This window comes from Acinetobacter sp. TYF_19, assembly GCF_043105125.1.
GTDB classification, from domain to species: domain Bacteria; phylum Pseudomonadota; class Gammaproteobacteria; order Pseudomonadales; family Moraxellaceae; genus Acinetobacter; species Acinetobacter johnsonii.
The window spans coordinates 1-14,778 of sequence record NZ_JBICLH010000030.1; the positions used below are offsets into that span (position 1 = coordinate 1).

The 14,778-nt window shown below is 41.9% G+C and carries 14 protein-coding genes and 2 pseudogenes; 6 read left to right on the forward strand and 10 right to left on the reverse strand.

From position 1 onward, the window contains the following. Positions 1-227 (forward strand): hypothetical protein (locus ACF8FD_RS03220; RefSeq protein WP_392453149.1); only part of this gene is annotated, 227 nt, incomplete at its 5' end. A 199-nt stretch (positions 228-426) separates the two neighbouring features. Here the strand turns inward: ACF8FD_RS03220 and ACF8FD_RS03225 are convergent. Together ACF8FD_RS03225 and gabT are read right to left on the reverse strand one after the other, a co-directional pair. Continuing rightward, entirely contained in the window at positions 427-1,875 is a 1,449-nt protein-coding gene (locus tag ACF8FD_RS03225; RefSeq protein ID WP_205668140.1) for an NAD-dependent succinate-semialdehyde dehydrogenase, read from the reverse strand. Positions 1,876-1,891: 16 nt separating this feature from the next. Next, entirely contained in the window at positions 1,892-3,154 is a 1,263-nt protein-coding gene (gene gabT, locus ACF8FD_RS03230) for a 4-aminobutyrate--2-oxoglutarate transaminase (RefSeq protein ID WP_178928728.1), read from the reverse strand. Between the two features lie 577 nt (positions 3,155-3,731). On the opposite strand from gabT, the gene ACF8FD_RS03235 reads away from it, so the two are divergent. The 5 genes and pseudogenes from ACF8FD_RS03235 (at position 3,732) to ACF8FD_RS03255 (ending at position 9,164) form a co-directional block, all read left to right on the forward strand. After that, the gene (locus ACF8FD_RS03235) at positions 3,732-5,234 is read left to right on the forward strand and encodes a PLP-dependent aminotransferase family protein (RefSeq protein WP_178928729.1); all 1,503 of its coding nucleotides are present in this window, start codon (positions 3,732-3,734) and stop codon (positions 5,232-5,234) included. Positions 5,235-5,647: 413 nt separating this feature from the next. Continuing rightward, entirely contained in the window at positions 5,648-7,093 is a 1,446-nt protein-coding gene (locus tag ACF8FD_RS03240) for an amino acid permease (protein WP_392453151.1), read from the forward strand. Between the two features lie 358 nt (positions 7,094-7,451). After that, positions 7,452-7,541 (forward strand): annotated as a pseudogene (locus ACF8FD_RS03245) (hypothetical protein); the annotation flags it as partial. A 14-nt stretch (positions 7,542-7,555) separates the two neighbouring features. Next, complete coding sequence (locus tag ACF8FD_RS03250) at positions 7,556-7,678, forward strand: hypothetical protein (RefSeq protein WP_004694789.1); 123 nt, start codon at positions 7,556-7,558, stop codon at positions 7,676-7,678. Between the two features lie 79 nt (positions 7,679-7,757). Next, positions 7,758-9,164 carry a PLP-dependent aminotransferase family protein gene (locus tag ACF8FD_RS03255; protein ID WP_205667013.1) on the forward strand — a complete coding sequence of 469 codons (1,407 nt, stop codon included), beginning with the start codon at positions 7,758-7,760 and terminating at the stop codon, positions 9,162-9,164. A gap of 132 nt (positions 9,165-9,296) precedes the next feature. Here ACF8FD_RS03255 and ACF8FD_RS03260 read toward each other — a convergent pair whose 3' ends face one another. The 8 genes and pseudogenes from ACF8FD_RS03260 to ACF8FD_RS03295 all read right to left on the reverse strand — a co-directional run bounded on the left by ACF8FD_RS03260 (position 9,297) and on the right by ACF8FD_RS03295 (position 14,664). Further along, positions 9,297-9,839, reverse strand: coding sequence for a hypothetical protein (locus ACF8FD_RS03260; protein ID WP_228290409.1), 543 nt, complete (start codon positions 9,837-9,839; stop codon positions 9,297-9,299). Further along, positions 9,836-10,087 carry a hypothetical protein gene (locus tag ACF8FD_RS03265; RefSeq protein ID WP_228290410.1) on the reverse strand — a complete coding sequence of 84 codons (252 nt, stop codon included), beginning with the start codon at positions 10,085-10,087 and terminating at the stop codon, positions 9,836-9,838. Before ACF8FD_RS03265 ends, ACF8FD_RS03260 begins: the two co-directional genes overlap by 4 nt. Continuing rightward, complete coding sequence (locus ACF8FD_RS03270) at positions 10,056-10,223, reverse strand: hypothetical protein (RefSeq protein WP_228290411.1); 168 nt, start codon at positions 10,221-10,223, stop codon at positions 10,056-10,058. The genes ACF8FD_RS03265 and ACF8FD_RS03270 overlap by 32 nt, the downstream gene beginning before the upstream one ends. Positions 10,224-10,241: 18 nt before the next feature. After that, positions 10,242-10,952, reverse strand: coding sequence for an LrgB family protein (locus tag ACF8FD_RS03275; RefSeq protein ID WP_205667014.1), 711 nt, complete (start codon positions 10,950-10,952; stop codon positions 10,242-10,244). A 1-nt stretch (position 10,953) separates the two neighbouring features. Then, complete coding sequence (locus ACF8FD_RS03280; protein WP_205667015.1) at positions 10,954-11,361, reverse strand: CidA/LrgA family protein; 408 nt, start codon at positions 11,359-11,361, stop codon at positions 10,954-10,956. A gap of 1 nt (position 11,362) precedes the next feature. Then, positions 11,363-13,015 (reverse strand): annotated as a pseudogene (locus ACF8FD_RS03285) (nitrite/sulfite reductase). A 69-nt stretch (positions 13,016-13,084) separates the two neighbouring features. Beyond that, positions 13,085-13,906, reverse strand: coding sequence for a hypothetical protein (locus tag ACF8FD_RS03290; RefSeq protein ID WP_205667016.1), 822 nt, complete (start codon positions 13,904-13,906; stop codon positions 13,085-13,087). Between the two features lie 296 nt (positions 13,907-14,202). Beyond that, the gene (locus ACF8FD_RS03295; RefSeq protein ID WP_205667017.1) at positions 14,203-14,664 is read right to left on the reverse strand and encodes an Lrp/AsnC family transcriptional regulator; all 462 of its coding nucleotides are present in this window, start codon (positions 14,662-14,664) and stop codon (positions 14,203-14,205) included. Between the last annotated feature and the right edge of the window lie 114 nt (positions 14,665-14,778).

Consider the following 14,778-nt stretch of genomic DNA (forward strand, 5'->3'; position numbering starts at 1 on the left):
CAATATTGAATGTGTATCTATCACCTGTAGCAATTATTTTACCTTTTATTGTTATGTTAGAAGGTGGGGATAGCATAGGTCGTGGAGGAGCATTTTATAGATTATTCACGAATTCTATGTTGGATTTATGGATACTAGGTGCATTAATGTTTTACACGATTACTTATATTTTTTGGAACTTAGTTATAGGAATGCCAAAAATGTGGATTTCTCCAAAGAACAAATAGTAAACCTCCTTCATAAATCAAAAAGTGATCTTATTAGATTTATCGACCCTTACCTCTCATAGCTTCAAATTATAGGAGAGGATTGTGAATAGACCATACAATATTTAAAAATAAATCGATTCTCCCCCAATATGCACCCATAAAAAATCAGCCTTGAATGGGCAAGGCTGATTCTTTAACTGATGGTTGCGGGGTTATCTTAAACAGATAAGTCCACGCACAAATATTTCATTTCGAGATATTCATCGATACCAAATTTAGAACCTTCACGACCTAAGCCTGACTGCTTCACACCACCAAAGGGTGCCACTTCATTTGAAATCGCGCCCGTGTTGATGCCGACCATACCGTACTCAAGCGCTTCACCAACACGCCACTGACGTGCGGTATTTTGCGTAAATAGGTAAGTTGCCAAACCAAACTCAGTGTCATTGGCCATTTGTACTGCTGCTTCTTCCGTTTTAAAACGGAACAAGGGTGCCAATGGACCAAAGGTTTCTTCTTTCGCGACTTTCATCTCTTGCGTCACTTCGGTTAAAAGTGTCGGTTCAAAGAAAGTACCACCTAGGCTTGAGCGTTGACCACCGGTTTTAACCTGCGCACCTTTACTGATGGCATCGGCAATATGCGACTGTACTTTTTCAATCGCGGCTTCATCAATCAACGGGCCTTGGGTTGAAGTCTCAACTCGGCCATCACCCACTTTTAAGTTCGCGACAGCAACTGCCAGTTTTTCAACCAATGCATCGTAAATACCATCTTGTACATAAATACGGTTGGCACATACACAGGTCTGTCCGCTATTGCGGAACTTGCTGGCCATAATGCCTTGTACCGCTTGCTCAAGATTGGCATCATCAAAAACCAATACTGGTGCATTACCGCCTAATTCTAAAGACAGTTTTTTGATGGTTGGCGCACATTGTTGCATCAAGATACGACCAACTTGAGTTGAACCTGTAAAGCTCAACTTTTTCACCGTGTCGCTTTCACACAGTGTTTTACCCACTTCGCTTGAATCACCACTGATGTGTAATAACACGTCTTGTGGCAAACCCGCGCGTAGCGCTAACACTTCTAAAGCATAAGCCGTTAAAGGCGTTTGCTCAGCAGGTTTCACAATCATCGAACATCCTGCTGCAATTGCAGGTGCGGCCTTACGTGTGATCATTGCTGCGGGGAAGTTCCACGGTGTAATTGCGGCCGTAACCCCAATCGCCTGTTTGATCACCAACAAACGCTGGTTCGGCAGTGTTGGTGTTAAAACTTCACCATCGATACGGCGTGCTTGTTCAGCAAACCAACGAATAAATGAAGCAGCATAGCCAATTTCACCACGTGCTTCAGCTAAAGGCTTACCTTGTTCAGCAGTCAAAATCTGAGCCAATGACTCTTTATTTTCCTGCATCAAATCAAACCAAGCCCAAAGCACATCAGCACGTTGTAGAGCTGTTTGCGCTTTCCACGCAGTTTGTGCCTTTTGAGAGCGAGCAATCACTTGCTCAACTGACGCGCGGTCATGGGATTTCACCCATGCCAAAGTGTCATGTGTTGCCGCATCTTTGACTTCGATGTAACCGCCATTTTCAGGCACATCAAAACGAATATCTGGATGCTGTAATAAATCTTTATATTGCGCTTGAAGCATAGTCATTACTCTTCAATTATGCTGCAGCAGAAAGTGCAAAACCTTGTTTTAAAATGTTTAAGCCAGCACGGAATTGTTCTGCAGGAATCGTTAAAGGATATAAGAAACGGATCACATTACCATAACGACCACAGGTCAAAATAAGCAAACCATTTTGCATTGCATAGTTTTGAATTGCTTTGGCTTGATCCGCCGTTTCCAACTCAATCGCGACCATTGAACCCAACGCACGAATTTCTTGGACTGTAGACGAAGACTGTTTGAGTTCATTCAGAACTTCAACCAACTCTGCGCCCAATACATTTGCACGTTCGCAAAGACCTTCTTCTTCAATCACGTCTAGTACGGCATGTGCAGAAGCTACAGCCACTGGATTACCTGCATAAGTACCACCTAGACCACCTGGGTTCGGTGCATCCATCACTTCAGCACGGCCAACCACACCAGAGATTGGGAAACCACCACCAAGACTTTTCGCCATAGTGATTAAATCGGCTTTGGTCTCGTAGTGATCCATGGCAAATAACTTACCAGTACGGGCAAAGCCTGTCTGTACTTCATCTGCAATAATCAAAATATCGTGTTGATCACATAGCGCACGTAAACGCTTTAAGAATTCAGCAGGAACAACGTTGAAACCGCCTTCACCTTGAACAGGTTCAAGCACAATAGCAGCGACATCATGTGCCGCAATATCTTCTGCAAAAATGTCTTCAATGCTTTCAATCGCAGCATCGACAGTAATGCCTTTTGACTCTACTGGATAGCGCGCATGGAAAACACCTGAAGGCATCACACCAAAGTCACGTTTGTACGGTGCAGTTTTACCTGTCATTGCCATAGTCATAAATGAACGACCGTGGAAACCGTTACCAAAAGTCACAATACCGTGACGACCTGTGTAAGAACGTGCAATTTTCACTGCATTTTCTACAGCTTCAGCACCAGTAGAGAAAAATGTTGTTTTCGCTTCACCAGCAATTGGTGCACGTGCATTAATACGTTCAGCTAAAGAAACATAGCTTTCATACGGTACAACTTGGTACGCTGTATGGGTGAATTTAGTCAATTGTTCAGTAACAGCAGCAATAATTTTAGGATGACGGTGACCTGTGTTCAGTACCGCAATACCACCCGCGAAGTCAGTATATTGATTCCCTTCAGCATCCCAAATGGTGGAATTTTCTGCTTTCTCCGCATACCATTGACACATGACACCAACGCCACGAGGAGTCGCTTTTAGTTTACGTGCGTTCAGTGCAGAGTGTTTACTGTCCATTTTGTATCCTCATTCTTGATTCATACATTTATAAAATTTCAGCGTCCCGATCATGCTTTTTGCTGATATACAAAGGACGTGGGGTTTATTGCATTTTGCGCTTTTATTGGCACTAGACGAGAGCCACTTTTCATCAGATAGATGGAGCCAATTCACCCACCCCCTTTATAATTATTCTCCACAATAAATATTTATTTATTAAAAATTAATAATTTAAAAAATATAAATTTTTAAAAAGCATACTTATTCAAGAGGGCCATTACGGTATTCAATCGAATCACCCAAAATGCTAAAGAAGCCCAAAATTCAGCAAATGACTAGGCCAACCTAGAACCCATTTATGTCCTTTTTTAGGCTTTTCTGACGATATTTTCAAACCGTTGTATTTGATTATGTAAATCATCTAAAAAACTTTTGCTTTGGATGCGACTTGTGTATATTTCCAACCCCTTAGTCGCGGGTATTTGCTCCCAACGTCCACAAGCGAAATGCTTTACAACGGCTGCCTGACGAGATAATTTTGCATTTATGGTAATCGCTCACGAAAAGCCATTTTAATATTGTAAGAGAGAGCCAATTGCGTAGCTTGCTTGGAGATTATTTACTGCAACGATTACAGCAAGATATTGACGGAACCCTACAATTGCGATTGTTTCGCTGCTTACGCAACGCCATTATTGACAGTGTACTCGCACCCAAAACCCGCCTACCTGCATCACGTGACTTAGCCAAAGAAATTAAAGTCTCACGCAATACCGTACTCAGTGCGTACGAACAATTACAAGCGCAAGGCTATGTTCAAGCACGTACAGGCCAAGGCACGTGGGTGGCTGAAAAACTGCCTGAATCCTTTTTGGTCAAAGCTGAAAATACCAATAATCAAGCTCAAGAAAAAAAGACCCAGCAAAATTATAATTTGTCGCAGCGTGGTTCCTATCTCATCGGCTATTCAGCTGCGTCGCCTTATCAATGGGGCGCGTTTGTGCCCGGGGCACCCGATGTCACAGAATTTCCACACCATATTTTTAGCCGTATTCAGACTCGCCTCAGCCGTGAACCTGAAATTAATAGTCTTATTTATAGCAATGCGGGTGGATGTTTAGAGCTGCGCCAAGAACTAGCGGAATACCTCAAAATTGCGCGTTCGGTGCAATGCGATGCAGACCAAATCATTATTACCGAAGGGACACATCAGGCGATCGATTTGGTTTCACGGACCTTAAGTGACCCAGGCGATGAAGTTTGGATTGAAGATCCTGCTTATTGGGGAGCACGTAATATTTTACGCATTAATGGCGTGAATCTACGCTCCTTACCTGTCGATCAAGAAGGCATTATTCCTGACCTAGACCCAAAAACCCCGCCTAAACTGATTTTTGTGACGCCTTCACATCAATACCCTTTAGGCTCTCACTTAAGTTTAGAACGACGTAAACAACTAATTGCCATCGCACGCCAGCATAAAAGCTGGATTGTGGAAGATGACTATGACAGTGAGTTCCGCTTCTCGGGTCAGCCCTTCCCTTCTTTGCAAGGTTTGGAACCTGATGCACCTGTCATTTATATGGGAACCTTCAGTAAAACCATCTATCCTGCTTTGCGCATTGGCTATTTGGTGGTCCCTAAAAAGTTGTTTTCACCACTGCGTATTGTGGCATCGGAGTTGTATCGAGGTGGGCATTTACTGGATCAAAAAGTCTTGGCAGAGTTTATCCGTGAGGGCCATTATGAAGCACATATTCGTCGTATGCGTTTACTCTATAGCAAGCGTCACGCCTTTTTAATCGATCTGATTACACGTCATCTTGGGGCAGACTTCCTGCATGAATACAATACCGCTGCTGGTTTACATTTGATTTTAAAGCTGCCGAGCAACATGGATGATGTGTTGATTGCCAGCAATGCACTTGATCAAGGCGTAAAAGTTCGAGCGCTGTCACAATACTATACCAAGCATTATTCAACACGGCAGAAAGGACTGCTATTGGGCTTTGCCTGTGTCCGTGAACAAGAAATATTGGTAGCTTTTGGTGTGTTACTCAAATGTCTGCGAAATGCAGGAGTTCGTACGCTGAGTTGATTATTTTTATAAATTAGATACTTAAGTTTTTTTACAACCCTTCGACTTACGACTAAAGCCGCAGTTACAAAGCTGAGTTTTGCTGCTTCATTCTATAAATTATTGAGATGAGAGTAAACATTGGCTCCCCAGCTTTTCAGATTTTAGCTGCAATTGGCTCCTTCCAAATGCTAAAAAATGGCTCTCGTTTACTGAGAACAAAAAAGAGAGATTAGGTGCATACATAAACAACATGTAACCGTTTTGTAGCCAAAGTGTGATTTTTCACGCTTTGACAGGAATATCAGATTTATTCATTTTTGCCTTAATAATGATAAAGCCTCTGATCATTCGGTTACAGTTTTAAAGGATGAGTAGTCCGAAAAAGGCTTTGCCCATTTTGAAACTACTTCCTTAAGATTAAGGAAAATTATATGGAAGCACCTAAACAAAGCACTGTGCCGCATGCATCTCAAGGCTTAAAAAATGGACTTAAGTCGCGTCATCTCACCATGATCTCGATTGCGGGTGTCATTGGTGGTTCACTGTTCATCGGCTCGGGAAATGTTATCTATTCGGCAGGCCCTGCTGCAGTTTTGGCCTATGCGTTTGGTGGATTACTCATTCTGTTAATCATGCGCATGCTAGGTGAAATGGCTGTTCTCAATCCAGACAGTGGGTCATTTTCAACCTATGCAGATCGTGCCATTGGCCGTTGGGCTGGTTTTACCATTGGCTGGTTGTATTGGTGTTCTTGGGCTTTGCTGATGGGTTGGGAAGCGTATGTCGCAGGTAAAATTCTCAACAGTTGGTTTCCCTTTATCCCGATCTGGGGTTACATGCTGGTCGTGATTGTGTCCTTAGTTTTGGTTAACTTACAAAATGTTAAAAACTATGGTGAATTTGAGTTTTGGTTTGCACTCATCAAAGTAATTGCGATTGTGATTTTCTTAGTGATTGGTAGCTTGGCTATCATGCATTTATGGCCTTGGGGTCAAGCAACTGCATCAGGAATCACGCATTTAACTGCGGACGGCTTCATGCCGAACGGTTTCTCGGCAGTGATCACCGCCTTACTGGGGGTTATGTTTGCCTATATCGGTGCTGAAATTGTTACGGTTGCGGCGGCAGAATCAGAAAATCCTGCCCGTGAAATCCGTAAAGCGTCTAACTCTGTGGTTTGGCGAATTATGTTGTTCTATGTCGGTTCAATGTTTATTACCGTATGCTTAATTCCACATAACAATCCACTATTAAAAGATCCAACGTGGGGAACCTATAGTGTGACTTTGTCAGCACTTGGCATTCCAGAAGCAAAACACATTGTAAATTTTGTAGTACTGACCTCGGTATGTAGCTGCTTTAACTCGGCACTTTATACCTGCTCACGGATGTTATTTTCCCTGTCAAAACGTGGCGACGCACCTAAAAGCTTCGGTTCAATCAACCGTAATGGTAGTCCGTGGATGGGCGTTCTAGTCTCGTCATTATTTGCTCTGGTGGCAACGTACCTTACTGCAACTGAAAGTATGAATGTCTATGACATCTTCATGTTAGCAACAGGTACAGCAGCGTTGTATGTCTACCTGACCATTGCCTTCTCACAATTACGTATGCGTAAAAAATTAGAAGCCGAAGGACAAGTGATTGACTTTAAAATGTGGTTATTCACTTGGCTCACTTATCTTGCCATCGCATTTATCATTGGCGCACTCATTACCATGCTTGTGGAAGGCACCTACTTCAAAGAAGTGACTTACACTAGTTTACTTGCTCTGTTTATTGTTGGATTGGGCATCTGTGCACAGAAATTTAACTGGGGAAAGCATGCTCAAGATAAGCCAATGAACACTCAAGTCGATTTGAGCAATAACCTTTAATTTTAAAATAATGTGGTAATAATCTAAGGTCATACCAAGTTAAACCGATGGTTTTCAAGTGAGAGCCATCGGTTTTTTAATGATACGAAATAACCACTTAGATGAAACTCAAAATCTTAGTTGAGATCATTAATTACCACGTTTTTATGGTACGCCTCTACAGGCTACCCCACGATTACACGGTTCTTCAGTGCCCCTGCACGCCAACTTGAACGGTAAATACCCATTTGGAAATAAGGCGACCACTTTTGATGGTAATTATTGACCCCACTGATGTTGGCTACTTTTTTCCATTGTGTTTTACCACCACTTTTCTAGGAATCAGTTGATTATATGCATCAAGTTCTGACCATTGGATATCAAAATTCCAATCATCATTGCCTATACCTTATTGTCCTATTGGGTGTTCCGTGACAAAGTAGGTATAGGGGATCAGGGTTATCATTAATTGAGGAGATAGACATGAAAAAATTTGTTGATCGACTCAGCCCACGATTATGGTTTATTTTATTGTGGTGCTTTGGCTTTATTTCTCTCGCACTGATTGCGGGTTTCTTTAAGCTGTTGCTGAGTTTTGCTTACTAAAGCCAGCCAAGCATTTTTTATGAATTAGGCACGGGACTTTCAATACATGTCCTGTGCCTTTTAATTGCAGCGAACCCATATGTATAAATCAGAAAAACTTGCGCTCAGCCTGAAACATTTGATTGAAAGTGGTTTTTGGAAAGCCAACGATAAACTACCCTCACTACGTCAACAAGCTGAAACATCGGGTTTTAGCCTAATGACCGTGATGAATGCCTATCAGGAACTCGAAGCGCAAGGGCTGATTTATTCACAAGAAAAACTCGGTTACTTTGTGACAGGCGATACTCGCTCAGACAGCAACTCCAATAGTGTCATCCTCAATGAAAAGATTGAAATCAACTCTAAAATTTTCAGATACTTAAAATCAATCCAATCTGAACAAATGGTTCCCTTTGGCATTGCCTTTCCCAATAGCCAACTGCTCTACTCTGCCAAGCTGATGCAAACGTTAGGGCAACGTGCCAAACACCGTCTCAGTTATGAACAGATGCCAAGTTTACCTCCTGGGAACTATGAGCTGCGGAAACTGATTGCGCAGCGCTACTGCATGCAAGGGATTCCAACAGACCCGTCTGATATCGTGATTACCTCGGGCGGGTTGGATGCTTTAAATCTCTCCTTACAAGCCATGACCCAACCGGGTGACTATATTTTACTTCAAAAAACAATATTTTATGGCGCATGGCAAGCGGCTGAACATTTGGGCCTGAAAGTCATTAGTATTCCTGAACATGAAGAACACGGTATTGACCTTGAGGCGTTTAAAGATGCGATTGAACGTTACCCAATTAAAGTCTGTTTGCTGATGCTCAACAGTCACAACCCAATTGGTTTTACGGTCAGCGACGACATCAAATACCAACTGGCAAAGCTACTGCATGAGCGCGATATCTATTTAATTGAAGACGATGTTTATGAAGAACTTTATTTTGATCATAAAAAACCGCTGTCGATGAAATACTTTGATCAGAAAAATTTGGTTTTACACTGCTCTTCTTTTTCAAAAACTTTAGGTGCGGGTTTTCGGATTGGTTGGGTCTATGCGGGTAAATTTTCGGAGCATATTCAGCATCTACAGCTGATGAGCACGCTTTCCGTCAATTCATTTATTCAAAATGCCTTGGTCGATTATTTATCGCATCGACACTATGAAAAGCACTTAAAAACTTTGCGTAACACCTTAAAACGTCTCAAAAATCAGTATTACACTTATTTATCTGAACATTTGTCTGAAGATTATCAAATTCATTATTATCCATCGGGCTATTTTTTATGGATTACTTTGCCTGAACAGATCAATGGAAATTTGATTTATGAGCAGCTCTTAGAGAAAAATATCAGCATTGCGCCCGGTTCATTATTTTATCAAACGGACAATGTCCCACATCATATTCGGATCAATTGTTCATTTGAAATCAATGAGCGTATTCAAAATGCCTTAGATGCCTTGATCCAATGTATTTACCCAGAAGCCTTTGAGTAAAAGTTAAATGGTTTAAATCAAGGCTGATTTAAACCATCTTTTGATTTGAAGAGACTCACTGCCCATACGGTAAATATCACCATCCCAGAGATAAATGACATGATCAGAGCTGATCATGTCATTCCTCTCAAGCTAGGTATAGGATTTCTCAGCACTCATATTCTGAAAATAGGTGCGATAGATATAGACACAGCCAAGTGAAAAACCAGCCATCAGGCCAGATGCCATAGGTAAATGCATCACACTGTCTTGTGGAAAGACAAAAACCAAAAATGGAAAGGCATATACCGCAGGAATGCGCATATCAAAGAGCTTGAGCAAAAGAAACATCAAGGGCATATATATGAGGGTGAGCAAGATCCAATCTTGAATCCACAACTGCATAAGCACGGCCATTGAAATCGACAGTGTCAACACAGCAACCTGCTTAAGGCACATTTTCAACGAATACATCATCATATTTAATGATTCATACACCACCACTGTAGTCGGCGGAATCAGTGCCATCGCTTCAACCTTGAAAATAGCGGCGAGTGCAAAACCGATTAAGGTAATACTGGCATATACACCTATTTTTCGTCGATCAAAATCGCCTTTTCTCTCCACACCTTGGTTCAGTTTAAAGAGTACTACACCCAACATCAGGATAAAACTGGTGGCAAAAATCGAAATCAAAAACGATATTTCATAGGCTTGGTCACAATCGGCAAGAAACCTGTGGCCAGTGCGGGCGGTAATATATAGTTAAACATCCGCATCACGAGCAAGATGGCACAGAGAACTAAAACCAGTTTGAACAGATATGAAATCGGCATCAAATTAATACAGAAGCCTATAACAGCGGTCAAACTGGGTAAAATAAAAATTTTATCTGGCTGATTCAGCCACTGTTTATCTCGATAGACCCACAACCCAACGGCCATCGCCGCCCATTTCAGGCAGAATAATTTCACGATCATTCAGTCCATAGGCAGCCGCCACCATGAGCCCTATAAAGACAAAGGCCGCGAGATAGCTTTTGGGGCTTAAGATTGTCTTTGCATGTGACATAGGATTCATATTCGATTCCTTGTTGATTTAAAAAAATATAAAGCCAAGTAAATATTTCGTCACTGCAATCAGCGATGGCGCAAATAGCACCATAATGATTCCTGAAATAATCATCGAGAGACTGGCAATGACGCCTTCCAATTTATGCCGCTGTCTTGCTCGAGCTATGCCCATAGCATGTGCGGCATTACCCAGTGCTGCACCTGAGGCAAGGTGATTTTTATATTTAATCCAAAGCAAAAGAAGGTCTCCCAACAACATACCGACTAAACCTGTAATCACGGTAAATAGCGGAATCAGGCTGATAGAGCCACCCACTTTTTCGGTGAGCACCAAAGCAAAAGGAATCGAAATGGAACGCGCCAACAGGCTATTTTTAACGATGTCATCAAAGTCCAATAGGCTCGCCAAAAACCAACTGCTGAAAATACCCACCAACATGGCGAGGCTGGAAATGAAGAGCAACACTTTAAAATGTTGCTGAATCATGCGGCGATAACGAAAAACAGGAATAGCAAAAGCCACCGTGATTGGGCCGAGCATAGCCACCAAATATTGGGTATAAAAGTAATAGTCTTGGAACTGATGCTGTAAAAGAAAGACCAGTACGATGCTCACGCTGGGAACAACAATAATGGGGGATAAATAGATTTTTTGTGTTCGAACAAAAAGCTGCTTTGCCATGAAATAGCACAGCACGGTCCAAACCAAGTAAAAAATTCCCCAGAATTCAGTCATACTAATCTTCCAGTTTTGGTTCCTGATTTAGCTCTGGCGGCTTTAACAACAACCGCACGCTATATACAGAAACCATCATCACTAAAGCGGTGCTGATTAAAATCACCAGCAGAATTTTCCAACCACTGGTGATCAATAAATCCTGATATTGAATCACACCGACCACAGGCGGAATGAAAAACAGCAGCAGTTCAGCCAGCAACAGATCGGCACCGCGTTCAACGTGGGCTAATTTCAGCCACTTCATTTCAAGTAAGAACAACAGCAGAAAAAAACCAAGTACCCCTGATGCCACAGGTAAATTCAACAGCTTTTGCAAGACATCAGCACAACTCCAAACAGCCAAAATGATCATGATTTGGCAGCTCGCAGTGTTTAACTTCTTCAGCCGAGTTCGGTCATGCAACATCTCAATTTATGTCCGCATAAGCCCGCTCTTTAAACGGCTGGATCGAGATACGTTTGTAGGTTTCTAAAAAAGATTCATGCTCCAAACGCAAATCCAGATAAGTATTCAGAATTTCCTCTAACACATCGGGAATATCTTCTGCAGGAAATGATGGCCCTAAAATATCACCGATGGATGCATCATGATCTGAGTTACCGCCTAAACTAATTTGGTAATATTCAGCGCCTTTTTTATCGACACCTAAGATGCCAATATTGCCGACATGGTGGTGTCCACAGGCATTCATACAGCCTGAAATGTTCAGATCGACCTTGCCTAAATGATATAAAGCATCCAAATCATCAAAACGACGAGCTATCGCCTCATACACCGGAATAGATTTGGCATTTGCCAAGGAGCAAAAATCGCCACCCGGACAGCAAATCATGTCAGTCAGAAAGCCAATATGCGCACGAGCCAAATTGCCACGATCTAAGACTTGCCACAGTTCAAACAGATCCTTTTGGCGTACATCGGTTAAGGCAATATTTTGCTCATGCGTGGTTCGCAGCTCACCAAAGGTATATTGGTGAGCCAAATCTGAAATTAAACGCATTTCATCGGAAGTCATATCACCCGGCGCCACACCCGCCCGTTTTAAGCTGATCGTAACGATGCGGTAGCCCGCGACTTTATGTGCATGGGTATTGATATTGAACCAGTGTTTAAACTTCGGATACTGATGGAACAACGCCTCAAAATTTTCCGCATCTAAAGGTTCATAGGCAAACGGTCGAAATACTGCATCCATTTGCGCTAAAACACTAGGCTGAACTTTGAGCAAAGTCTGAGTATGTGCAAACTCAGCTTCAACTTTTTCCGCGAAGCCCGCTGGAGTGAGGGCTTTCACTAAAATTTTAATACGCGCTTTGTATTTATTATCACGGCGACCATGCAAGTTATAGAAGCGCATGATGGCATCTAAATAAGCAATTAAATCTTCACGGGCTAAAAATGGCTTAATCACATGTCCCGCTAAAGGGGTGCGTCCAAGCCCACCACCGACTTTAATTTGATAACCCAACTACCCTGCTTCATTTTCTACCAGATAGACCCCAACATCATGGAAAGTTGTGGCAGCACGATCTTGTTCAGGGTGTGCACAAACCGCAATTTTAAATTTACGTGGTAGGAATGAAAACTCAGGATGGAAGGTACTCCACTGACGAATCAGTTCACAGGTAGGACGCGGGTCTGTGAGCTCCCCTTCAACGACACCTGCATACTGGTCTGTGGTGGTGTTTCGAATACAGTTACCACTGGTCTGAATAGAATGCATGTGTACCGTAGCGAGTTCCTGCAAAATATCAGGGACATCTTCAAGCTGCGGCCAATTCAGTTGAATATTTTGACGCGTAGAAATGTGCGCATAACCACGGTCATACTTCTGTGTAACCTCAGCCACCTTCCGCAATTGTACTGAGTTCATTAAGCCATAAGGTACCGCCAAACGTAGCATGGGTGCATAGCGTTGAACATATAAACCATTTTGTAAGCGTAAGGGACGATATTCTTCTTCAGTCAGTTTTCCCTCTAAATAACGCTGGGTTTGGTCGCGAAACTGTGCGACACGTTCATTTAATAAATTTTGATCAAAGTCTGTATATAAAAACATGGGGATGACCTAGGTATATGCATCAATATGAAAGAAAAGCTGTTTTGAATGGCGCATCAAAAATGCAAATTAGGCGAAAAAAGTCGCCTGCTTTCGGGACACACCATGTTGTAAACAGGTCTGCATATACTCGGCATAGACCGATAACTTTTCATAAATATGCTCCGCATAGAACATATCTTCAACCAGCTGGATCGCTTGCTGCTGGTTATAACTGCCATAACTCAACAATAACTGCGCATTCAATGTGGCGAATTTTTCACATAAATCGATATATTGCTGATCTTTGTTTTTAAAGAACAATTTCCGCATATTCCATTCACTACTGTCGATGATGGCATCTTGTGGATGGGTAGAAATATAGTTAATTTTGACTTTAAAAAACTGTTCCAGCTCTGCGAGTTTTTGTGTATTGAGCGCTAATGATGTCACCAAAAAAATCTGCGAGACATCAGTTCGACATAGCGCTTTGATCAATGAAAAATAGAAAAAATCGACATCATTGAATACGCTATCACTCAAATCTAAATAAACATTGAGTGCCTCAAGCACGTCATCTATTTTTAGGTTTTGTTTTTGCTCTGCTTGATAGTAACGATTGAGGATATTGAGTACGGTTGGCGTGGCTGGACTGCTATAAATCACTGGATGGTTTAAATTTGCCAAGATAAAAGGCGCAAATAAAAATGCGACCTCCGCGTGTTCTGCTTGAATGGCAGACTGCACGATATACTGAACTTTAGCGCTTGAAAAATCACGTAAAACTTTAGCACGCAGCAAAGTCGCTTCTAAGTTTAAATACTGCTGCGCAAGTAAATGTTGCAGTTGATCTGAAAGACCCTGCCCCTCAACCAATTCAGAAATTGTATTCAGTTGCTGTGTTATAAACATTACGCCACCATCAAGATTATGATCCCTTCTTGAGTCAAATTTTCAGCTAGTTTGGTGTGAATGAGTAGCTACAGTAAGGCTTGAAAAAACTATAACAGCGTGCCTCCTTCTCTAGTTTTATGGATACAAAGCCATCAAAATTAGAAAAATAAATTCGTTATATAAATAGGAGCCCAATTCCATCATGGCGTTATTTTGAGTGCCTAAAAATTCAGAAACGACTTTTCTCTTTTACTATTTCAAGCAGCCTCTTTAGCCATTGAATATAAGGTAGAATCTAGAAAGGAGAATAAAAGTTATGGCTGACAAGACACCTCTAAAGTTGTTTTAATACGCTCTAACACAACAGTGGTTTTAAACCATTGCACATTGGCATTATGATGAAAAAGCTGATCACATAAGGCTTGAAACCGGCTCATACTTGGCACCAAGAGTACCAACATAAAATCCGCCTCACCTGTTACGTAATAGCACTGCTGTATTTCTGGAATTGAAAAACTCGCTTTCAACTCCTCAAGGTCTGTCACATGGGTTTGGTTGACGCGAACCTCGACAAAAATCGTAATCACTTGTCCCAATTTGTCTGGATCAAGCACTGCGGTATTGCCAATAATGTAGCCACTGTCTCTTAATTTTTGAATGCGACGTTGTACCGAGGCCGTTGATAAATGCACTAAATCGGCCAACTCTCGGAGTGGCGTTAAGCAATCTTTTTGCAGATGCTCCAATAAAGCGAAATCAAATTTATCCAATTGCATGAGCAGCCTCCTACGAGAAATTTTCTCATTCAAACGGCTTTGTTGCACAAACATTCAAAAGCTAAACTTCTTCCAAGTTATCTAAATTTAAGTGGCAACTTGGGTAAGTGGTCG

Coding starts and splice junctions, on each gene's coding strand:
- ACF8FD_RS03225 (WP_205668140.1), bottom strand. CDS start 1,875: ATGCTTCAAGCGCAATATAAAGATTTATTACAGCATCCAGATATTCGT.
- ACF8FD_RS03255 (WP_205667013.1), top strand. CDS start 7,758: ATGTATAAATCAGAAAAACTTGCGCTCAGCCTGAAACATTTGATTGAA.
- ACF8FD_RS03250 (WP_004694789.1), top strand. CDS start 7,556: ATGAAAAAATTTGTTGATCGACTCAGCCCACGATTATGGTTTATTTTA.
- ACF8FD_RS03295 (WP_205667017.1), bottom strand. CDS start 14,664: ATGCAATTGGATAAATTTGATTTCGCTTTATTGGAGCATCTGCAAAAA.
- ACF8FD_RS03240 (WP_392453151.1), top strand. CDS start 5,648: ATGGAAGCACCTAAACAAAGCACTGTGCCGCATGCATCTCAAGGCTTA.
- ACF8FD_RS03290 (WP_205667016.1), bottom strand. CDS start 13,906: ATGTTTATAACACAGCAACTGAATACAATTTCTGAATTGGTTGAGGGG.
- ACF8FD_RS03265 (WP_228290410.1), bottom strand. CDS start 10,087: ATGGCCGTTGGGTTGTGGGTCTATCGAGATAAACAGTGGCTGAATCAG.
- ACF8FD_RS03270 (WP_228290411.1), bottom strand. CDS start 10,223: ATGAATCCTATGTCACATGCAAAGACAATCTTAAGCCCCAAAAGCTAT.
- ACF8FD_RS03275 (WP_205667014.1), bottom strand. CDS start 10,952: ATGACTGAATTCTGGGGAATTTTTTACTTGGTTTGGACCGTGCTGTGC.
- ACF8FD_RS03280 (WP_205667015.1), bottom strand. CDS start 11,361: ATGTTGCATGACCGAACTCGGCTGAAGAAGTTAAACACTGCGAGCTGC.
- gabT (WP_178928728.1), bottom strand. CDS start 3,154: ATGGACAGTAAACACTCTGCACTGAACGCACGTAAACTAAAAGCGACT.